This window comes from Duganella sp. Dugasp78 (assembly GCF_059491455.1).
This window is the reverse complement of sequence record NZ_CP168506.1, coordinates 6896333-6916049: the sequence shown is the minus strand read 5'-3', so window position 1 is coordinate 6916049 and position 19717 is coordinate 6896333. Positions and strand designations below refer to the sequence as shown.

The window sequence follows — 19717 nt, the reverse complement described above, 5'->3', positions numbered from 1 at the left end:
CTGCGCGGGAACGACCGGGGGCGTCTTCTTTTACAGGTTGCGCTTGATCGTCAGGGGGCCGTAGCCCTGGCAGGTCGGCATCATTTCGATGCGGTTGATGTTGATGTGGGCGGGCAGGGTGGCGACCCAGTAGGCGGTGTTGGCGATGTCTTCCGGCGTCAGCGGCTCGGTGCCTTCGTAGACCTTGGCCGCGGCGGCGTCGTTGCCCTTCAGGCGGACGTTGGAGAACTCGGTGCCGCCGCACAGGCCGGGTGCCAGGTTGGTGGCGCGCACGCCGGTGCCCACCAGGTCGGCCCGCAGGTTCAGCGTGAACTGCTCGACAAAGGCCTTGGTGGCGCCGTACACGTTGCCGCCAGGGTAGGGCGTATCGCCGGCCACCGAGCCCAGGTTGATGACCGTGCCGCTGCCGCGTGCGACCATGGCCGGCAGGATGGCGCGGGTCATGGCGACCAGGCCGCTGCAGTTGGTGGCGATCATGGTGTCCCAGTCGTCCAGCGACGACTCATGCGCAGGCGTCACGCCCAGCGCCAGGCCGGCGTTGTTGATCAGTACGTCGATCTGCGCCCACTCGGCCGGCAGGCTGTCCAGCGCGCCCTTGATCGAGGCCTTGTCGGTCACATCCAGCACGACCGGGCGGGCGGCCGCGCCCAGCTCGGCCGACAGCGCCGCCAGCCGGTCGGCGCGGCGGCCGCTGATCAGGACCTTGTGGCCGTTCTGAACGAAAGTGCGGGCCATGGCGGCGCCGAAGCCGGCGGTGGCGCCGGTGATGAAGACGATCATGTTCTATCCTTGCGGTTAAGTGAAAGCTGGAGTGGAAACGGTGGTCAAGTGTAGCCGAAATGGCAGTATGGCTAATCTCCTCCATCAAAATCGGCACAATATTGCATTTTAAACAATGATTTCCTTGCTCAAATCTGGCGCATAAATTACAATCAGGCTTCCATTACGTCTCACGTAACTGGCGAAAAGCTCCGGTCATCACCATTTTGGTGCGTGGCGGCCGGTCGGCGAAAGGTGGGCATCCACCGGGAAACGTGAGATTTCATCAGCCGTTCGCCTGGGCAGCCATCGATGGAAATGCACGAAGAGGCTGCCTGTCCGCTATCGGCTTCCCTCATTCGATCCAACCTGCCAGTAACAAGTTACTCAATTCGATTGGAGTTTTTACATGTTCGCAAAAGATCACACCCTCGCCAACGTTGACCCGGAGTTGTTGAGCGCCATCCAGAAGGAAAACACCCGTCAGCACGATCACATCGAACTGATCGCATCGGAAAACTACACCTCGCCGGCCGTCATGGAAGCGCAGGGTTCGCAGCTGACCAATAAATACGCCGAAGGCTACCCAGGCAAGCGCTACTACGGCGGTTGCGAATACGTCGACGTCGTCGAGCAACTGGCGATCGATCGCGTCAAGCAGCTGTTCGGCGCGGAAGCGGCCAACGTGCAGCCTAACTCGGGCTCGCAGGCCAACCAGGGCGTGTTCTTCGCCGTGCTGAAACCAGGCGACACCATCATGGGCATGTCGCTGGCCGAAGGCGGCCACCTGACCCACGGCATGCCGCTGAATATGTCCGGCAAGTGGTTCAACGTTGTCTCTTACGGCCTGACCGCCGAAGAAGACATCGACTACGCCGCCATGGAAGCGCTGGCCAAGGAACACAAGCCTAAGCTGATCATCGCCGGCGCCTCGGCGTTCTCGAAAAAGATCGACTTCGAGCGTTTCGCTGCCGTCGCCAAGGCCGTTGGCGCTTACTTCATGGTCGACATGGCGCACTACGCCGGCCTGATCGCCGCCGGCCTGTATCCTAACCCGGTGCCGCACGCCGACTTCGTCACCTCGACCACGCACAAATCGCTGCGCGGCCCACGCGGAGGCATCATCCTGATGAAGGCCGAGCACGAGAAGATCATCAACTCGGCCATCTTCCCAGGCATCCAGGGCGGCCCGCTGATGCACGTGATCGCCGGTAAGGCAGTGGCGTTCAAGGAAGCGCTGACGCCTGAGTTCAAGGCTTACCAGCAACAGGTCGTCATCAACGCCGACGTGCTGGCCAAGACCCTGATCAAGCGCGGCCTGCGTATCGTCTCCGGCGGCACCGAGTCGCACGTGATGCTGGTGGACCTGCGTCCGAAGAACCTGACCGGCAAGGAAGCGGAAGCGATCCTGGGCGCGGCCCACATGACCTGCAACAAGAACGGCATCCCTAACGATCCACAGAAGCCATTCGTGACTTCCGGCATCCGTCTGGGTTCGCCTGCCTTCACCACTCGTGGCTTCAAGGAAGCGGAAGCGGAACAAGTCGGCAACCTGATCGCCGACGTGCTGGACAACCCGCACGACGCAGCGACCATCGACCGCGTGAAAGCGGCCGTGAAGGTTCTGGCTGACAAGTTCCCTGTCTACGCCAAGTAATACAAGCCTGCGTCATCCCCGCGAAAGCGGGGATCCATGCTGAGTAACTTCGGCAGCGCTGCATGGGTTCCCGCTTGCGCGGGAACGACGCTAATTAACTCTGCTAATCGTCAATATGAAATGTCCGTTTTGCCAGCACGAAGATACCCAGGTTCTCGATACGCGTGTATCCGAGGAGGGGGATTCCATACGCCGGCGCCGGCGCTGCGGAAAATGCGATAAACGATTTACCACGTATGAGCGCATCGAGCTGGTGATGCCGTATGTGGTCAAGAAGAACGGCAGCCGCACCGAGTATTCGTCGGCCAAGCTGCGCGGCAGCCTGACGCTGGCCTTGCGCAAGCGCCCCGTGGCGGCGCCCGCCGTTGACGCGGCGATCCTGTCGATCGAAGAGAAGCTGCTGACCAGCGGCCAGCGCGAGGTCGACACCGGCTACATTGGCGAGCTGGTGATGCAGGAACTGAAGCGCCTCGACAAGATCGCGTATATCCGTTTTGCATCGGTCTACAAAAACTTCGAAGACCTGGCCGAGTTCCAGGACGCGATTGCCGAAGTCGGGCAGGAGCGCAAGCCGCGTAAGGCTTAGTTTCTTGCCGGCCTACGGCTGGCGCACTTTTGATACACCTCATATCCTCTACAGTCGTCGCTGCTAACTTCTAGCACTGTCCTTGTCGACTTGCGGAGGTGTGCCATGCGCACACGCACCTATATGGCGGGCTTTACGCTGCTGGAGATCCTGATCGCCGTGCTGTTGCTGGCGGTTGGCATTGTCGGCGGCGTGGCGATGCAGCTGTCGGCGCTGCGCATGCGGCATCAGGCCGCGCTGTTGTCGCAAGCGACCTACGTGGCCGCCGGCCTGGCCGAACGCATGCGCGCCAACGCCGCGCAAATGCACCTGGCCGATGGCGCCAATCCCTATCTGCTACTGGACTACGATGCCCTGGCCGAACCCGATCCGCCGGCGCCGTCGGCCTTGTGCTACGGCGGCGCGTGCGACAGCGCGCAGTTGGCGATGTTCGATCTGTATGAAGTGAAAACGCAGGTGAGCGCGTATCTGCCTGCCGGCCGCATACAGGTCTGCCGCGATGGCAGCGGCAAGTCGGTCTGGGCTTGCGGCGGCGCGGTGGGCGCGCCGGTGGTGGTCAAGGTCGGGTGGCATGGCAAGAATCCTGACGGCACGGCGCACAAGGACGCCGGCGGCGAATTCGCGCCCGCCGTCGTCATGGCTGTTGGAGCGACGCGATGAACGCGCGGCCACCGCCCGCTCGTGGCTGGACCGTCGTCGAGTTTGCGATCGCCGTGACGTTGGGCTTGATTGTGGCTTTGTTGGCCAGTGGCTTGCTGCTGTCGGCCGGCAGCAACTACCGCAATCACAGCGAGAACGTCGGGCTTAACGACGCCGGCCGTCATGCGCTCGACATCATGGCACGCGCGATACGGCAAGGCGCTTACGTCAACTGGGACAGCAAGGCTGCGCCGATCGCGCTGGAAGCCGATGCGCCGGCGGCGATTGCGGGGCTGGACGCGCGCAGCATCAGCCGGGGCAGCGCCGATATCTCCGGGTTGTTGCCGGCGGTGGCGCACGGCAGCGATGTGCTGGCGTTGCGTTTCTCCGGATCGGGCGTGGGCGGCAATGGCGATGGCTCCAGCCTCAACTGCGCGGGCTTTGGCGTCGCCGTTCCCGACGTGGCCGATGCGCGCGGCTGGAGCATCTTCTATGTCGCGGACGATGGCGCTGGCGAGACCGAGTTGCGCTGCAAATACCGAGGCGCTTCCGGCTGGGGCGCGGACGCCATCGTACGTGGCGTCGATTCCTTTCAAGTGCTGTATGGGCTGGATACCGATACGCCGGCCGATGGCGTGCCCAATACGTATGTCAACGCCAGCTACATCGATGCGATGGACGCTGCGCTGTCGTTGTCCGGCGCCACGCCCGACGAGCGCTTGCGCGATTTCCATCGCAAGACATTCTGGAAGCGGGTGTGCAGCATCCAGGTGGCCTTGCTGCTGCACGGTGAGAGCAATACCCGCGCCGACACGGGGGCGAAGCGGTTCGACCTCTTCGGGCCTGCCTATTCCGAGGGGCATGGCGGCGACGAGGGCGTGCGCATCGTCGAGGCCAGCCTGCCGCCGTCGCAGCGCACGCGGGCGCGCCGGGTGGTCGGCATGACGGTGGCTTTGCGTAACCGGAGCGGCTAGGTCATGGCGACTCGACGGCAGCGCGGTGCGGCAGTGCTGATGTGCCTGATGATGCTGATCCTGGCGATGCTGCTGGGCGTGTCGGCGGCGCAAATGAGCTTGCAGGGCGAGAAGGCGGCGCGTGGCGAGCGCGATCGCGATGTGGCGTTTCAGGCGGCGGAGGATGCCTTGGCGGATGCGGAGCGCGATATCCAGAGCGGCACGGCGGCGGCCAGCGCCTGCGACACGGCGCCCGTCTGGCAGCGAGTGGATTTGTCCGGCGTGGAGGATGGCGGCGGCTGTACCTTGGGTTACGGCGACCATACCGGCGCGGCGATGCTGACGGCGGAAGGTGTGCTGCCGTTCAAGAGGCCACGTTATGTGGTCGAGCGTATGGAGTGTCATCAGCCTGGCGAGGATGCGTCGGCCGGCGGCACGGTCGGCTATTGCTATCGCGTGACGGCGATAGGCTTTGGGGCGCGGCCAGGGACGGAGCTGGTCTTGCAGACGGTGTTCAGCAAGCCGGAGTGAGGAGGGGATATGCGCTTTGCAAACAGTATTTCGGGGCCAGGACATGGCCGGCGATGGTGGTGGATGCGGGTTCTGCTGGGGGTGTTGTTGATGTTGCTGCCGATGCTGGCGGTGGGCGTGCGTGCGGCGCCGCCCGTGCTCGATATCGCCAGCGAGCCCTTGACTGCCGCTTGCCGTGCCGCTGGAGCGCGAATCGCCGGCGCGTCGCTGTTGATGGCTGCGCCTGCCGTCGCGCCTCCCACCGCCGTTGCGCCTGCCGCCGCCTCGTCGACCATGCCAGTTGGCGACCTGCTGAGTGCCACGCTGGACGCGGCCGATTGGGGCGGGCATTTTGAACGCATCATGGTATCGCCGACCGGCGTCGCGTCGCGCTGGGACGCCGGTGCCATCCTGACCGGCGAACCGGGGCGCGCGCCGATGCCGGAACCTGCGGCGCGCAAGCTCTACACGGCCATCGTGCAGCCTGATGGCAGAATAGCCGGCGTTCCCTTTGCATGGCCTGCCTTGTCGGCGGCCCAGCAAGCATTGCTCGATCAAGCACCGCCGCCGCACGCAGCGGCCGCCGACGGACTGGGCGAGCGTCGCTTGGCCTATCTGCGTGGCGAGCGCAGCGATGAGGGCGCGCTGTTCCGCCGCCGCAGCAGCGTGCTGGGCGACTCGATCAACAGCACGCCCGTGCTGGTCGGCCCGCCATCGGGCGCTGCGCTGGACCGGGACTACCTGGCCTTCCGCGAACGCCTCAAAAGCCGCCGCCCGGCGATCTACCTTGGCGCCAACGACGGCATGCTGCACGCCTTCGATGCCAACACCGGCGGCGAACTCTATGCCTACCTGCCCAACGCGTTGATGCCAGCATTGAACCGCTTGCCCAGCCTTGACTACGTGCACCGGGCCTACGTCGACGGCCCTGGCAACAGCGGCGACGTCCTGATCGGCGGAAGTTGGCGCACGGTCCTTGTTGCCGCGATGGGCGGCGGTGCGCAAGGGGTGTTCGCGCTGGACATCAGCGATCCCGCCGCCCTCGACGAAAGCGCCGCGCTCTGGGAATTCACCGATCGCGACGATCCGATGATGGGCAACGTCACCACGCTGCCGCAGATCGCCAAGGTGCGCACCAGTCGTGGCGCCGGCCCGCCCAGCTATCGCTACTTCGCCATCGTCTCCAGCGGGCTGAACAACTACGCCAGCGATGGCCATGTCAGCAGCGCAGGCAAGGGCGCCTTATTCCTGCTGGCGCTGGACAAAGCACGCGACGAGCCATGGAAGCTCAACGTGAACTACTTCCGGCTTGTCACGCCTATCTCCGATCCGTCGCTGGCCAACGGCCTGAGCGCGCCGGCGCTGGTCGCCGACCGCGATGGTGCACTGAGTTACGCCTATGCCGGCGACCTGCAAGGAAATTTGTGGCGTTTCGATTTCACCAGTTGGCCAGGTGCTACCGCCAAAGCGTTGTTCGTTGCGCGCGACGCCGACGGCAGGCGGCAGCCGATTGCGCAGCAGCCCATGCTGGCCTATGCCTCCGGCGGCGGTTATCTTGTACTGTTCGGCACTGGCATGTTGTTCGACCGGAGCGACCTGAGCGCGGGAGGCTTCCGCACGCAATCGTTCTACGCGATCCTCGACAGTCTGGCCGTGCCGATGGATGTGGTTACTGGCCGGCGTCAGTTGACCGAGCGCGTGCTGGATCCGTCGACGGCCGACTTGTTCAGCATCAGCGGCGCGGAGCTCGCGCCAGGCAGCAAGGGCTGGTACGTCGATTTCCTGCAATCCGCGCACACGGGCGAACGCAGCATCAACAGCGGCAAGCTGGTTGGCGGCGAACTCGTGTTCAACACCTTGCTGCCGGGAGCGGATAAATGCGATGCCTCGCGCAGCCGCAGCTACGTACTCGATGTGATGAGCGGCCTGCCGGCCGGCCACAGCACGGCCAGCATCGTGCCAACCGCGCCGATAATCGGCGTGCTGCAATCGACCTATACGGCCGTGCTGACCCTGGTGCAGCAATCGTCGAGCACCAGCCCGCCTGATCCGACGGGACGGGTCATGGTGGACAGGAGCTATGCCGTGATCAACGTGTCGGCGCGGGAGATGATTGTGGTGGGCAGTGTCAAAGTACGCTCGCGATCCGGCCGGCTCAGCTGGCGCGAAGTGGCCAATTGGCGCGAACTGCATGAGGCGATCAAATGAAGCCCGCGCACCAACAGGCGTTCAGCCTGATCGAGCTGCTGATCGTGCTGGTAATACTGGCCGTGCTTGCCGCGCAAGCGATGCCGGCTTTTCAGCGGCACGTGATACGCGCGCGTCGCGCCGAAGCGCAGGCCACGCTGTTGCAGCTGATGCAGCAGGAAGAGCGGTTCTTCACGCAGGCCAACACCTACATCGCCTTTTCGTCCAGCGTCACCGAGCCGGAAGCGCGTCAGTTCAAATGGTGGAGCAGCAACGGCGCGCCGACCAGCGCCTATGAAATCGAAGGCAAGGCTTGCGATGGCGAGCTGATCTCGCAATGCGTGCAGCTGATCGCCACGCCGGGCACCGCGCTGGTCGACGCCAGGTTTCGCGACGACGATTGCCGGCAGCTCAAGCTGACCAGCAGCGGACTGCGCCTGGCTACCGGACCGTCCATCAACTGCTGGCCGTGAGGAGCGCGCGATGCAAGCCAAATTTGTCAGTGACGGCCATACGCTGGTCGAGCTGCTGGTCGTGTTGCTGTTGACGGCCATCCTGCTCGGCGTCGCCGCGCCGAGCTATCGGATGGCACTGGAACGCCAGCAGCTGCGCATTGCTGTCAACGACCTGGTGGCGGCCATCAACCTGACCCGTTCGCACGCCATGGCGCGTGGCGGCCAGGTGCTGATGGTGCCGCTGGATCCGTCCGGCACCTCCTGGCGTCAGGGATGGGTGGTGTTTGTCGACGATAACGGTAACCGTCATCCCGATCCCGGCGAGCTGCTGTTGTCCCGGCATGGCCCCATCGCCGATGGCATCATTCTTACCACGGTCTTTTCGACCAGCGCAACGCCCCAATATCTTGCTTATAATGCTGCTGGGCGTGCCTGCAGCGCCAGCAACAGCCTGGCCGCGCGCTGGGGCACGCTGTCGCTGGCGCATGGCGACACCGCCCGCAATATCAAAATCAATATGCTGGGCCGGGTGCGCGTGTGCGATCCGGCGGTGGATGGCGCAAGCTGCACCAGCGCGACTGACTAAGGACAACGTGAACATCAGCAACGATCTCGAAGGCATGACGCTGGCGCTGGAGTGGGCCGCCAAAGGGCTGTACACGACCTCGCCGAATCCGCACATCGGCTGCGTGATCGTGCGCGACTGGCAAGTGATCGGCGCCGGCGTCACCCAGCAGGCCGGCAGCGACCACGCGGAAATCCAGGCGTTGAAAGATGCCCAGGCGCGCGGCCACGACGTGCGTGGCGCGACCGCCTACGTGACGCTGGAGCCGTGCAACCATCACGGCCGCACGCCGCCGTGCTCGGACGCGCTGGTGCGCGCCGGCCTGGGCCGCGTGGTGGCGGCGATGGAGGACCCGAATCCGCTGGTGGCCGGGCAGGGCATGGCCAAGCTGGCCGCCGCCGGCATCGAGATCAGCACTGGTCTGCTGGCCGGGCAGGCCTACGAACTGAATATCGGCTTCTTCTCGCGCATGACGCGCGGCCTGCCGTGGGTGCGCATGAAGAGCGCCGCCAGCCTGGACGGCATGACGGCGCTGCACAACGGCGTCAGCCAGTGGATCACGGGGCCGGAGGCGCGCGCCGACGGCCACGCCTGGCGCGCCCGCGCCTGCGCCATCCTGACCGGCATCGGCACCGTCAAGGCCGACGATCCACAGCTCAACGTGCGCGCGGTGGAAACGCCACGACAGCCGCGCCGCATCGTGGTGGACAGCAAGCTCGACATCGATCCGTCCGCCAAGGTCCTGCAGGGCGGCGGCACCTGGATCGCGGCGGCGGTCTCCCATCCCGAAAAGGAGGCCGCGCTGCGCGCGATGGGCGCGGAGATCATCCTGCTGCCCAACGCCTCCGGCAAGGTCGACCTGCCTGAGCTGATGCGCGAGCTGGGCCGGCGCCAGATCAACGAGCTGCACGTCGAAGCTGGCGGCAAGCTCAACGGTTCCATGATCCGCGAAGGCTGCGTGGACGAGCTGCTGGTCTACCTGGCGCCGACGCTGCTGGGCGATGCGCAGGGCATGTTCGCCTTGCCGGCGCTGACCGAGCTGTCGCACCAGCAGCGTCTGAAATTTCACGAGGTTAAGCAGATCGGCGAAGATTTGCGTATCCTTGCACGATTCACTCATCATTAAGATTGCACTCACATGTTTACTGGAATTGTCGCCGCTATCGGCAAAATTGAATCGGTCACGCCGCTCGAAGGCGGCTCGTTCGCGGGCGTGCGCCTGAACATCAATGCCGGCGGCCTGCCGCTGGCCGATGTCGCGCTGGGTGACTCGATCGCCATCAACGGCGCCTGCATGACCGTGGTGGAGAAGGACGACAGCAGCTTCCGCGTCGACGTCTCGCGCGAGAGCTTGAACTGCACGGTCGGCCTCGATACGCTGACCGAAGTGAACCTGGAAAAGGCGCTGACGCTCAACGAGCGCCTGGGCGGCCATCTGGTGTCCGGCCACGTGGACGGCCTGGGCGTGGTGCGCAAGTTCGAGGGCGTGGGCGAATCGTGGGAGCTGGTGATCGAAGCGCCGCACGAGCTGGCCAAGTTCCTGGCTTTCAAGGGCTCGATCGTGGTCAACGGCGTGTCGCTGACGGTGAACCGTGTGACCGATATCGGCACCGGCAAGGACCTGGTTTGCCAGTTCTCGATCAACCTGATCCCGCACACCATCGCCATGACCACGCTCAAGCACCTGGCAGTGGGCGATCAGATCAACCTGGAGATCGACCTGATCGCCCGCTACGTCGAGCGCATGGTCTCGGTCGGCGCCGCCGGCAAATAAGCGGTTCCAGCCCGCGCAATGGCAGAATGTTGACAATTAATCCAGAGGGCGCCTTCTAAAGCCGGCCATTTGGCGGATAAAAGCGGGCTTTTGCGGTGGGGCCGGCGTAAATCCTTTAAAATAGCGCCCTGTTCTAGCTCCGCTACAAAGGATTAAAAATGTCAATTTCCAGCACCGAAGAAATCGTCGCCGAATTGCGCGCGGGCCGCATGGTGATCCTGGTCGATGAAGAAGACCGGGAAAACGAGGGTGACCTGGTGCTCGCGGCGGACTTTGTGACGCCTGAAGCCATTAATTTCATGGTCAAGCATGCGCGCGGCCTGGTCTGCCTGACCCTGACCGAAGAGCGCTGCGACCAGCTGAACCTGTCGATGATGTCGGCCCGTAACGGCACCGCCTTCGGCACCAATTTCACCGTGTCGATCGAAGCGGCCGAGGGCGTGACCACCGGCATCTCGGCGGCCGACCGCGCCAAGACCATCCAGGTCGCCGTGGCCAAGGACACCCAGCCGTCGGACATCGTCCAGCCCGGCCACATCTTTCCGCTGAAGGCGCAGCCTGGCGGCGTGCTGATGCGCGCCGGCCATACCGAAGCCGGCTGCGACCTGACCGCCATGGCCGGCCTGACGCCAGCCTCCGTGATCTGCGAGATCATGAAGGACGACGGCACCATGGCGCGCCTGCCGGACCTGCTGGAATTCGCCAAGGAGCACGGCCTGAAGATCGGCACCATCGCCGACCTGATCCACTACCGCAGCCGCAACGAGTCGCTGGTCGAGAAGATCGGCGAGCGTCCGCTCAATACCGCCCAGGGCAACTTCCGCATGATCGCCTTCCGCGACAAGCCAAGCGGCTCGGCCCACCTGGCGCTGGTGCACGGCGATATCGAGAAGAACAAGGAAACCTTGGTGCGCGTGCACCAGCCGGTGTCCATCCTGGATATCCTGGAATCGGAAGCGACCACCCACTCGTGGAACCTGTCGGCGTCGCTGGCGGCGGTCAAGGCGTCCGAGCGCGGCGTGATCGTGCTGCTCAACTGCGAAGAAACGGCGGAGCAGTTCTTCGCCCAGTTCGACGCGCTGGGCAAGCCGGAAACCAAACCGAAAGGCCGCGCCGCCAGCATGGACCTGCGCAGCTACGGTATCGGCGCGCAAATCCTGCGCGAAGTCGGCGTTTGCAAGATGCAGCTGCTGGCCAGCCCGCGCAAGATGCCGTCGATGACGGGCTTCGATCTGGAAGTGACCGGCTACATGGCCAAACCTAACTAATTCAACCAACATACAAGAGGCACTCCATGACTGTAGGAAGCTACGAAACCAATTTGTCCGGCGATGGCCTGCGCGTCGGCATCGTTCAAGCCCGTTTTAACGAAGACGTCTGCCACGGCCTGCTGTCGGCCTGCCTGGCCGAGCTGAAGCACCTGGGCGTGGCCGATGAAGACGTGCTGCACGTGGCCGTGCCGGGCGCGCTGGAAGTGCCGCTGGTGCTGCAGAAGATGGCCGAGTCGCAGCAGTTCGACGCGCTGATCGCGCTGGGCGCGGTGATCCGTGGCGAAACCTACCACTTCGAGCTGGTCTCGAACGAATCCGGCGCCGGCATCACCCGCATCGGCCTGGATTATGGTATTCCTATCGCTAACGCGATCCTGACCACCGAGAACGACGAGCAGGCCGAGGCCCGCATGGCCGAAAAGGGCGCCGATGCGGCGCGCGTGGCGGTGGAGATGGCCAATCTGACCATCGCGCTGGAAGAGTTGAGCCAGGATCAGGGCGACGACGAGTAAGAACAGGTAGTAAACGGCGCAGTGTGCCGGTATGCGCCGGCGCACTGAGCCGGATTTTGTAAGTATTTAAGAACAGGTATAACCATGACAGATAAAATTTTGCACGCCAACCCTAGCAAGAACCGTACGCCGCGCCACCGCGCGCGTGAGTTTGCGTTGCAGGGTTTGTATCAGTGGCTGCTGAACAATGAAGACGCGGCCACCGTGGTCAACAACATCCGCGCCGCGCACGGCTTCGACAAGGCCGACGGCGACCACTTCACGGTGCTGCTGTACGGCGCGATCAAGGATTCGGTGGCGTTGCGCGAGAGCTTCGCGCCGCTGGTCGACCGTGGCGTGGCGGAACTGTCGCCGATCGAGCACGCAGTGCTGCTGATCGGCGCGTTCGAGCTGAAGAACAACCTGGAAATCCCTTACCGCGTCGTCATCAACGAAGCGGTCGAGCTGACCAAGTCCTTCGGCGGTATCGACGGCCACAAATACGTCAACGGCGTGCTGGACAAGCTGGCCGCCAGGGTCCGCCCCGACGAAGTCGCCGCCGACAAAAAACGCTAAGCAGCGTCCGGTACTGTCTAAAGCCACCCAAGGTATCTTGCGGTGGCTTTTTTTATTTGGGGTTTGACGGGGAGGGGGCTGGGCCGCAGAATCCGTTGACTTAAAATCAATGTCGAGGGCGTATCATCGAACTGCATTCCCTGAGCCAGGCGCCGGCATGGCGCCGTCGCGGCTGGCTGGCCCTGATCGCCGGCGCGCACCTGCTGGCGTTTATCGGCTGGCGCGCGCCTGATCGGCCTCTGGCAGCTTCTGTGGGGCGCCACGAGGCCATCACATATATCCTGGCGCCGGCGAAGCCGCCGCCGAAGCCCACGGCCCAAGCCAAGCCCGTCCGCGAAGCGGCCGCGCCGCGCCTGACCTTGCTGCCGCCCGCAGCGCAACCGCAGCCGATCCAGCAGCCGGTGCAGGCCCAAGCCCCGCAAGCCATCACGCAGACCACGCCGCCACCCGATCCGTTCGCCCAGCAGCCTGCCAGGCCGGCCGAAGATCTGATGCAGCGCTCGCTCAAGAGCGCAGCCGCCATCGACCGGCAGCTGCGCAAGGAAGCCTGGAATCCACGCGACAAGAAGATCGCCAACGACACGACAGCCTTGGCGGCCAAGCTGGGTGGCGCCTTCGTGGGCGACGAGGGGACGACTGTCGAGAACTTCACCACGCCCGATGGCCGCCTCATGACGCGTGTGCGTTCGGGCGGCGGCAGTTATTGCGCGGTGATGGAGTCCAATTCGCTGACCGGCGGCCGTGATCCCTTCCGCGACGGCGTTAAAACCAAGGTCGGCAGCTGCCCGAAAAGCTTCGGAAAATAGGACGCAAAAAAACCGCCAGTACCGGACGCGATCTTGAGCGCGTCCGGTACTGGCGGTTTTTTATGTTCGTTAAATCAGAGGCCGGCGATCTGGGTGCCGTTGACCGACTTGTCAACCGCCGCGACCGGCGGCGTAGGCTTGGCCGGGGCCGCTGCCATCATCGGGGTGATGGTCGGCACTTTCTTGCCTGCCGAAACCTGCTTCAGGCGCTGGTACTCGGCCAGCACTTTCGAGCCGTAGCCGTCATCATGTTCGAACGCTGCGGCGCCGACATAGATCTTCAGGCCAGCTTCGACCGAACCGCCGCGGGTGACGTAGTCCTTCAGGATCAGCGAGCCGACACGGATGTTGGCCACCGGATTGAGCGCAGCTTGCAGGCCGCCCATTTCCTGGAATTTATCGTGGTGCACCTTCGACATGACCTGCATCAGGCCTTGCGCGCCGACCGGGCTTTCCGCGAACGGATTCAGGCCCGACTCGATCGCCATCACCGCCAGGATCAGCAGCGGATCCAGCTTGATCTCGCGCGCCGTCAGGTAGGCGGTGGACACCAGCATGTTGGCGGCGTCGCCCGCTACGCGGTAACGCTTGGACAGCCAGGAGGTGACCCATTGTTGCTGCTTCTGCGTGCCCAGCAGGGCTTTTTCTTCGGTGGTCAGCGGTGCGGTGCTGGCGGCCGGGGTAGCGGCCGGGGTTTCCATCAGGGCCGACAGCGGCGGCGCCACGACGGCAACAGTTTCGACTTCAGGAACGTGGTTCAGGCTGTTGCTCAGTGCCTTGGCCAGGTCGGGACGGACAAACAGTACTGCCATTACTACTAAAGCGGTCACACCCAGAATGGTCAGCGTGTGCTGGGCGGTGGTCAACACGCCCTTTGCCGAAACGCGAGTCGTGGAGAACCACGCTGCTGGCTGGCGAGCCATGGTACGGGCAATCTGCGTTGCACCGATGAAACGATTAATCATAGAGTTCCCCTGAAATGTCCGTAAAAGCGGGTCCCCGCCAGCGTTGAACGCAGCTAACCGGGTGCTAATGCCGTGCATCAGAAATATCATCGTCCGTCGCCGCTGGGAGCGCGCGTTGGACGCCGTCATTGCTTGCTTGAGCTGATGTTTCCCTGTGGTATTCGATCAGTCGCAATACAACTTCTTTCGGGGGTAAGGCAGACGCCTTTTGAAAACACTCCTTAAAATGTCATGTGGAGCCCCGACTCCGTGAATGAATGAGCAACACATTTGGTGTGGTCCGCGTTTCCGGATATTCCGCGCTGAACCGTGTTCTCTTCAAGTAGGGCAAATTGTAGAAGCCGTTTTATATCAAGTCAATACTAACGACAAGCGAAGCTATAACTTATAAATCTTACTTTTTTGCTTGTATTGCGGCTAAAACCAATAAAATCAACTACTTGACCTGTCTTTTTAAACAGTATGCTGCGTTGTAAGAAAAAATTAAAAAACGATGAAATATTCTGATTTGCGAGATTTTATTTCCCAACTGCAACGGACGGGCGAACTTAAGCCCGTTTTGGTACCCGTTTCGCCGTATTTGGAGATGACCGAGGTTTGCGACCGCACTTTGCGGGCCGGCGGCCCGGCTTTGCTGTTCCAGAATCCGACCGGACACAGCATGCCTGTGCTGGGCAATCTGTTCGGCACCGAGCGCCGCGTGGCGCTGGGCATGGGCGCCGACAGCGTCAGCGAGCTGCGCAAGATCGGCCACGTGCTGGCGCGCCTGAAGGAGCCGGAGCCGCCCAAGGGCTTCAAGGACCTGATGGGCATGGGCTCGCTGGTGAAGGCGGTGTGGGACATGGCGCCCAAGGAGTTGCGCGGCGCGCCGTGCCAGGCGATCGTGTGGGAGGGCGCCGACGTCGACCTGTCGAAGTTGCCGATCCAGCATTGCTGGCCGGGCGATATCGCGCCCTTGATCACCTGGGGCCTGGTGATTACCAAGGGACCTAATAAGAAGCGCCAGAACCTGGGCATTTATCGCCAGCAGGTGCTGGGGCCGAACAAGGTCATCATGCGCTGGCTGGCGCACCGCGGCGGCGCGCTGGACTTCCGCGAGCACGCCATCCAGAGCAAGGGCCAGCCGTATCCGATCTGCGTGGCGCTGGGCGCCGATCCCGCTACTATATTAGGCGCGGTGACGCCGGTGCCGGACAGCCTGTCCGAATACCAGTTCGCCGGCCTGCTGCGCGGCAGCCGCACCGAGCTGGTCAAGGCCATCGGCAGCGAGCTGCGCGTGCCGGCGTCGGCCGAGATCGTGCTGGAAGGCCATATCTATCCTGACGAAAACCATCCGAGCGGCTACGAACATGCGCTGGAAGGCCCGTACGGCGACCACACCGGCTATTACAACGAGCAGGACTCGTTCCCGGTGTTCACCATCGACCGCATCACGATGCGCCGCGATCCCATCTATCACTCCACCTACACCGGCAAGCCGCCCGACGAGCCGGCCATCCTGGGCCTGGCGCTGAACGAGGTGTTCGTGCCGCTGCTGCAAAAGCAGTTCTCGGAGATCACCGACTTCCACTTGCCGGCCGAGGGATGCAGCTATCGCATGGCGGTGGTGCAGATCAAGAAGCAGTACGCCGGCCACGCCAAGCGCGTGATGTTCGGCGTGTGGAGCTTCCTGCGCCAGTTCATGTACACCAAGTTCATCGTGGTGGTGGACGAGGACGTGAACATCCGCGACTGGAACGAGGTGATCTGGGCCATCACGACGCGCGTCGACCCGACCCGCGACACCACGCTGGTCGACAACACGCCGATCGATTACCTGGACTTCGCCTCGCCGGTGAGTGGCCTGGGCAGCAAGATGGGCATCGACGCCACCAACAAGTGGCCGGGCGAAACCACGCGCGAGTGGGGCACCACGATCAGCATGACGCCGGAAGTGAAGGCGCGCGTCGATCAGATTTGGCAGGAGTTGGGGCTGTAGGTTATAATTGCCGTCGGCGGGCCCCTGCGCATTGTGGCATGGCTAACCTGGTCAGGTCGGGAACGAAGCAGCCACGGCTATTAACCATAAGTGCCGCAGATCAGGCTCGCCTCCTTCGGGAAATAAAAAAAGCTACCAGAGGGTAGCTTTTTTTGTTTCTGGACCGGCTTAATCGCCGTCCAGTTCAGCCTCGAACGGGCGTTCCGACGCCACCATCAACGGATTTTCCTTCAGCAGGCTGGTATCCAGTTTCAGCTTGATCTGGTTCTTCGCGTCGCTGCTGTAGACCTTGCTGTCGACTTTCAGCTGGGCCGGCTTGTTGAACTTGAAGATCACCACCTTAATGCTGGGTGCGAACATGCTCATCGCGCCGGCCATTTTCTTGATGGCCTGATTCATCTGTGGCACGCTGCTCATCACTTGCGCGTAATTCCATTGCAGCCCCTCGGGCAGCGGCGTGGTGATGTCCAGGCCAAGCGCGGACTTCTCGCTCTTGGGCAGGCTGGTCATGATCTTGGCGTCGTCGGCCAGCCATTTCGGGTTGGGCGTGAACGGCATGCGGAAGTCGGGCGACAGCGTCGGCAGCGGATGGCGTTCGGCGCCGTCGACCACGGTCAGCACCACCTCGGAGGGCTTGATGCTCTTGTTCTGCGGTTTGACGGTCAGGAACAGGTTCAGCTTATCGCGCTCGGTTGCCGGGAGGGCGTAGTACTTGTCGAGGCGCAGTTCCTCCGTCACTTTCTTGTAAGTCAGCCACTCGCGTTCTTCTGCGATGGCGTTAAGGGACAGGCACAGCAGGGGCAGCAGGACTAGATTTTTCATTTTTGGCATGTTAAAAGAAAAACAAATTGTAGGGCATTCCTCGTGACTTACCAAATCGGGTCGTGCCTTGTTACAATTGGTCCTTTGTCGCACCGTCCCCGGATGGTCCGCGCCCCACGCTATCTACGGTAAAATCTCAGCATGTCCTATCAAGTCCTCGCCCGTAAATATCGCCCCCGGAATTTCGAAACGCTCGTCGGCCAGGAGCACGTCGTGCGCGCGCTGACGCACGCCTTGCATAGCGGCCGGCTGCACCATGCCTATCTGTTCACCGGAACGCGCGGGGTCGGCAAGACCACCTTGTCGCGTATCCTGGCCAAGTCGCTCAATTGCGTCGGCCCGGACGGCAACGGCGGCATCACGCCGACGCCGTGCGGCGTGTGCGAGGCGTGCACCGCGATCGATGCCGGCCGCTTTGTCGACTACATCGAGATGGACGCGGCGTCCAACCGCGGCGTCGACGAGATGGCGCAGCTGCTGGAGCAGGCGGTGTACGCGCCGAGCAATGCGCGCTTCAAGGTCTATATGATCGACGAGGTGCACATGCTCACCAACCACGCCTTCAACTCGATGCTGAAGACGCTGGAGGAACCACCCGAGCACGTCAAGTTCATCCTGGCGACCACCGATCCGCAGAAGATTCCGGTGACGGTGCTGTCGCGCTGCCTGCAGTTCAATCTGAAGCAGATGCCGCCGGGTCATATCATCGGCCATCTGGATAATATCCTGGGGCAGGAGGGCATCAGCTTCGAGGCGCCGGCCTTGCGTCTGCTGGCCGCCGGCGCACACGGTTCTATGCGCGATGCGCTGTCGCTGACCGACCAGGCGATCGCCTACGCCGCCGGCGCGGTGACGCTGGATGCGGTGCAGGGCATGCTGGGCGCGCTGGACCAGTCTTACCTGATCCGCCTGCTCGATGCGCTGGCCGCGCAGGATGGCGCGGATCTGCTGGCCGTGGCCGACGAGATGGCCACGCGCAGCCTGTCGTACAACGGCGCCTTGCAGGACCTGGGCACCTTGCTGCACCGGATCGCGCTGGCGCAGACGGTGCCGACCGCCTTGCCGGAAGATTTGCCGGAGTACGCCGATATCGTGCGCCTGGCGGCCGCCTTCGATGCGGAAGAGGTGCAGCTGTATTATCAGATCGCCGTGCATGGCCGCAATGAACTGGGCCTGGCGCCGGATGAATATGCGGGCTTCTCGATGACCTTGCTGCGCATGCTGGCCTTTCGGCCCGGCGTAGGCGGGGCTGAGGGACAACCGGCTGCGGCGCCTGCGATGTCGCGTCCGGCGGCGGTGGCTGCGGCGCGCGCCGCGGCGGCACCGCCTGCGCGCGCTGCCGCGCATATACAGGCCAGCCACGCCAGCGTGACGCCGGCGGCGGTGGTCGCCGGCGCTGCGGCCGCGATGGCGCGCAGCGAGGCGCCTGCTCCTGCGCCTGCTCCGGCCGCGCAAACCCCGTCTGCCAGTGCGATGTCGCCTGCGCCGGTTGCGCCACCAGCACCGGCGCCTGTCGCTGCGCCGGCTGCGTATGCGGCACCTGCGTCAGCAGCGCCTGCGCCGGTCGCTGATGCGCCGGCAGCTGCACCGGCAGCACCGGCAGCATCGGCTGCGCCGATCAGTGCCGCGCGTGCCGCCATTAACGCCGCCCTGGAAGCTGCCCGTGCGGCTTCGAAGCCGGGCGCGCGCTCGTCGTCGCCGAGTGCCGCGCCGGCTGCCGCTGCGCCATCCGCTTCATCGTCTCCAGCGCCTGCCGCTGCGCCGCCATCGCCTGCCGCGCCGAGCGCTGCGTACACGCCGCCTGCTGCGTCGAATGCTGCGCCCGTGCCGTCAGCCGCGCCGGTTGCGCCATCGCGTCCTGCGCCGTGGGACGACATGCCGCCGGCCGCAACGATGGGGGGCGATGCACAAGCCGCCGTTCTGGAAGCGCCGGTTCGTCAGGTGGCTCCGCAGCAGGTCGCGCCGCAAGCCGCGCCCGCCGCCAAGCCTGCCCAGCAGCAGGCTGACGACGAGGATGACCTACCGCCCTGGGTCACTGAATTTTCCGACGATAGCGCGGTAGCGCAGTCCGCGCCGGCGCAGGCCTATGCGCCTTCGCAGCCGCAGCCATCGCACCAGTCGCACCAATCGCACAGCCCATCGCACGCGCCGTCGCAGCACCAGGCGCCGCCGCCGCTGGCTTATGCCGACGAAGCGCAAGCCGTCGTCATGCCGGCCCGCGCCGCGCCGGCGCCGGCCAAGGCGCCTCACGCCTACGTCATCACGCCTGTGCCGGAACTGAACTGGGACGGCAACTGGCCGGCCGTGGCCGCCGCCCTGCCGCTGCGCGGCGTGGCCCAGCAACTGGCCATGCAGGCCGAACTGATCTCATGCAGCATGGATGGCAACGCGGTGGTCTTCAGCGTCCGCGTGCCGATCGAAACCTGGCGCACGCCCGGCAACGTCGAGAAGCTCACGGTCGCGTTGAGCGAGCGCTTCGGCCGTCCGGTGCGCGTGGATACCGAGCTGGGCGCCGTCTGGTACACCGCCAGCGCCGAAGCGCAGGCGCACCGCGAAGCCTGCCAGCGCGCCGCCGAGGACACCGTCGCCAACGATCCCTTTGTGAACAGCATGATCCGCGAATTCGACGCCTGGGTGGTGCCGGGTTCCATCACGCCGCCGCCGGTCGTATCGGCTGCGGCCGCCCACTGATCACATCTTTAACTTTCAATACACGGAGAACA

The 19717-nt window shown here is 64.0% G+C and carries 19 protein-coding genes, 1 other RNA gene and 1 riboswitch; of the genes, 17 read left to right on the top strand and 3 right to left on the bottom strand.

Translation table 11 applies throughout. The annotated features are described in order from the left end of the window. Positions 1-30: 30 nt before the first annotated feature. On the bottom strand, positions 31-780 hold the full coding sequence (locus tag ACEN9O_RS30690; protein WP_495615546.1) for an SDR family NAD(P)-dependent oxidoreductase: 750 nt from the start codon (positions 778-780) through the stop codon (positions 31-33). Positions 781-944: 164 nt separating this feature from the next. Further along, a riboswitch (ZMP/ZTP riboswitch) is annotated at positions 945-1070 on the top strand. A 98-nt stretch (positions 1071-1168) separates the two neighbouring features. Here ACEN9O_RS30690 and glyA point away from each other — a divergent pair. The 14 genes from glyA to ACEN9O_RS30620 all read left to right on the top strand — a co-directional run bounded on the left by glyA (position 1169) and on the right by ACEN9O_RS30620 (position 13229). After that, entirely contained in the window at positions 1169-2416 is a 1248-nt protein-coding gene (gene glyA, locus ACEN9O_RS30685; RefSeq protein WP_495615545.1) for a serine hydroxymethyltransferase, read from the top strand. Between the two features lie 115 nt (positions 2417-2531). Beyond that, entirely contained in the window at positions 2532-3002 is a 471-nt protein-coding gene (nrdR, locus tag ACEN9O_RS30680) for a transcriptional regulator NrdR (protein WP_495615544.1), read from the top strand. Between the two features lie 105 nt (positions 3003-3107). Further along, positions 3108-3662 (top strand): type IV pilus modification protein PilV, encoded by a 555-nt coding sequence (gene pilV / locus ACEN9O_RS30675; RefSeq protein WP_495615543.1) that lies wholly within the window; start codon positions 3108-3110, stop codon positions 3660-3662. 71 nt (positions 3663-3733) lie between these two features. Further along, positions 3734-4615, top strand: coding sequence for a PilW family protein (locus ACEN9O_RS30670; protein ID WP_495615542.1), 882 nt, complete (start codon positions 3734-3736; stop codon positions 4613-4615). A 3-nt stretch (positions 4616-4618) separates the two neighbouring features. Beyond that, on the top strand, positions 4619-5125 hold the full coding sequence (locus ACEN9O_RS30665) for a pilus assembly PilX family protein (protein WP_495615541.1): 507 nt from the start codon (positions 4619-4621) through the stop codon (positions 5123-5125). Between the two features lie 63 nt (positions 5126-5188). Next, complete coding sequence (locus ACEN9O_RS30660) at positions 5189-7312, top strand: pilus assembly protein (protein WP_495615540.1); 2124 nt, start codon at positions 5189-5191, stop codon at positions 7310-7312. Beyond that, entirely contained in the window at positions 7309-7764 is a 456-nt protein-coding gene (locus tag ACEN9O_RS30655; RefSeq protein ID WP_495615539.1) for a type IV pilin protein, read from the top strand. The genes ACEN9O_RS30660 and ACEN9O_RS30655 overlap by 4 nt, the downstream gene beginning before the upstream one ends. 10 nt (positions 7765-7774) lie before the next feature. Then, complete coding sequence (locus tag ACEN9O_RS30650; protein ID WP_495615538.1) at positions 7775-8332, top strand: GspH/FimT family protein; 558 nt, start codon at positions 7775-7777, stop codon at positions 8330-8332. 7 nt (positions 8333-8339) lie between these two features. After that, positions 8340-9437, top strand: a complete 1098-nt coding sequence (gene ribD / locus ACEN9O_RS30645) for a bifunctional diaminohydroxyphosphoribosylaminopyrimidine deaminase/5-amino-6-(5-phosphoribosylamino)uracil reductase RibD (RefSeq protein ID WP_495615537.1) — start codon at positions 8340-8342, stop codon at positions 9435-9437. 12 nt (positions 9438-9449) lie between these two features. Further along, positions 9450-10085 (top strand): riboflavin synthase, encoded by a 636-nt coding sequence (locus ACEN9O_RS30640; protein WP_495615536.1) that lies wholly within the window; start codon positions 9450-9452, stop codon positions 10083-10085. 158 nt (positions 10086-10243) lie between these two features. Beyond that, on the top strand, positions 10244-11353 hold the full coding sequence (ribBA, locus tag ACEN9O_RS30635; protein WP_495615535.1) for a bifunctional 3,4-dihydroxy-2-butanone-4-phosphate synthase/GTP cyclohydrolase II: 1110 nt from the start codon (positions 10244-10246) through the stop codon (positions 11351-11353). A 26-nt stretch (positions 11354-11379) separates the two neighbouring features. Continuing rightward, positions 11380-11868 carry a 6,7-dimethyl-8-ribityllumazine synthase gene (gene ribH, locus ACEN9O_RS30630; protein WP_495615534.1) on the top strand — a complete coding sequence of 163 codons (489 nt, stop codon included), beginning with the start codon at positions 11380-11382 and terminating at the stop codon, positions 11866-11868. A gap of 84 nt (positions 11869-11952) precedes the next feature. Then, complete coding sequence (gene nusB / locus ACEN9O_RS30625; RefSeq protein ID WP_161083094.1) at positions 11953-12423, top strand: transcription antitermination factor NusB; 471 nt, start codon at positions 11953-11955, stop codon at positions 12421-12423. 251 nt (positions 12424-12674) lie between these two features. After that, positions 12675-13229, top strand: coding sequence for a hypothetical protein (locus tag ACEN9O_RS30620; RefSeq protein WP_495615533.1), 555 nt, complete (start codon positions 12675-12677; stop codon positions 13227-13229). 74 nt (positions 13230-13303) lie between these two features. Here the strand turns inward: ACEN9O_RS30620 and ACEN9O_RS30615 are convergent, their stop codons facing one another. After that, the gene (locus tag ACEN9O_RS30615; RefSeq protein WP_495618560.1) at positions 13304-14152 is read right to left on the bottom strand and encodes a transglycosylase SLT domain-containing protein; all 849 of its coding nucleotides are present in this window, start codon (positions 14150-14152) and stop codon (positions 13304-13306) included. Between the two features lie 535 nt (positions 14153-14687). Between ACEN9O_RS30615 and ubiD the strand changes: the two genes are divergently transcribed. Together ubiD and ffs are read left to right on the top strand one after the other, a co-directional pair. Then, entirely contained in the window at positions 14688-16172 is a 1485-nt protein-coding gene (ubiD, locus tag ACEN9O_RS30610) for a 4-hydroxy-3-polyprenylbenzoate decarboxylase (protein ID WP_495615532.1), read from the top strand. Between the two features lie 15 nt (positions 16173-16187). Then, positions 16188-16286, top strand: an RNA gene (gene ffs, locus ACEN9O_RS30605) — signal recognition particle sRNA small type. Between the two features lie 54 nt (positions 16287-16340). On the opposite strand, the gene ACEN9O_RS30600 is transcribed toward ffs, so the two are convergent. Continuing rightward, positions 16341-16994: a DUF2987 domain-containing protein gene (locus ACEN9O_RS30600; protein WP_495615531.1), complete on the bottom strand. Its 654-nt coding sequence runs from the start codon at positions 16992-16994 to the stop codon at positions 16341-16343. Between the two features lie 141 nt (positions 16995-17135). On the opposite strand from ACEN9O_RS30600, the gene dnaX reads away from it, so the two are divergent. Further along, positions 17136-19685 carry a DNA polymerase III subunit gamma/tau gene (gene dnaX, locus ACEN9O_RS30595; RefSeq protein ID WP_495615530.1) on the top strand — a complete coding sequence of 850 codons (2550 nt, stop codon included), beginning with the start codon at positions 17136-17138 and terminating at the stop codon, positions 19683-19685. The last annotated feature ends 32 nt before the right edge of the window (positions 19686-19717 follow it).

Bases quoted from the DNA above. Each gene is read 5' to 3' on its own strand.
- pilV (WP_495615543.1), top strand. From the start codon at position 3,108: ATGCGCACACGCACCTATATGGCGGGCTTTACGCTGCTGGAGATCCTG.
- ACEN9O_RS30615 (WP_495618560.1), bottom strand. From the start codon at position 14,152: ATGGCTCGCCAGCCAGCAGCGTGGTTCTCCACGACTCGCGTTTCGGCA.
- ribH (WP_495615534.1), top strand. From the start codon at position 11,380: ATGACTGTAGGAAGCTACGAAACCAATTTGTCCGGCGATGGCCTGCGC.
- ubiD (WP_495615532.1), top strand. From the start codon at position 14,688: ATGAAATATTCTGATTTGCGAGATTTTATTTCCCAACTGCAACGGACG.
- ACEN9O_RS30660 (WP_495615540.1), top strand. From the start codon at position 5,189: ATGCGGGTTCTGCTGGGGGTGTTGTTGATGTTGCTGCCGATGCTGGCG.
- ACEN9O_RS30665 (WP_495615541.1), top strand. From the start codon at position 4,619: ATGGCGACTCGACGGCAGCGCGGTGCGGCAGTGCTGATGTGCCTGATG.
- ACEN9O_RS30650 (WP_495615538.1), top strand. From the start codon at position 7,775: ATGCAAGCCAAATTTGTCAGTGACGGCCATACGCTGGTCGAGCTGCTG.
- ACEN9O_RS30600 (WP_495615531.1), bottom strand. From the start codon at position 16,994: ATGAAAAATCTAGTCCTGCTGCCCCTGCTGTGCCTGTCCCTTAACGCC.
- ribBA (WP_495615535.1), top strand. From the start codon at position 10,244: ATGTCAATTTCCAGCACCGAAGAAATCGTCGCCGAATTGCGCGCGGGC.
- ACEN9O_RS30640 (WP_495615536.1), top strand. From the start codon at position 9,450: ATGTTTACTGGAATTGTCGCCGCTATCGGCAAAATTGAATCGGTCACG.
- nusB (WP_161083094.1), top strand. From the start codon at position 11,953: ATGACAGATAAAATTTTGCACGCCAACCCTAGCAAGAACCGTACGCCG.
- nrdR (WP_495615544.1), top strand. From the start codon at position 2,532: ATGAAATGTCCGTTTTGCCAGCACGAAGATACCCAGGTTCTCGATACG.
- dnaX (WP_495615530.1), top strand. From the start codon at position 17,136: ATGTCCTATCAAGTCCTCGCCCGTAAATATCGCCCCCGGAATTTCGAA.
- glyA (WP_495615545.1), top strand. From the start codon at position 1,169: ATGTTCGCAAAAGATCACACCCTCGCCAACGTTGACCCGGAGTTGTTG.
- ACEN9O_RS30690 (WP_495615546.1), bottom strand. From the start codon at position 780: ATGATCGTCTTCATCACCGGCGCCACCGCCGGCTTCGGCGCCGCCATG.
- ACEN9O_RS30655 (WP_495615539.1), top strand. From the start codon at position 7,309: ATGAAGCCCGCGCACCAACAGGCGTTCAGCCTGATCGAGCTGCTGATC.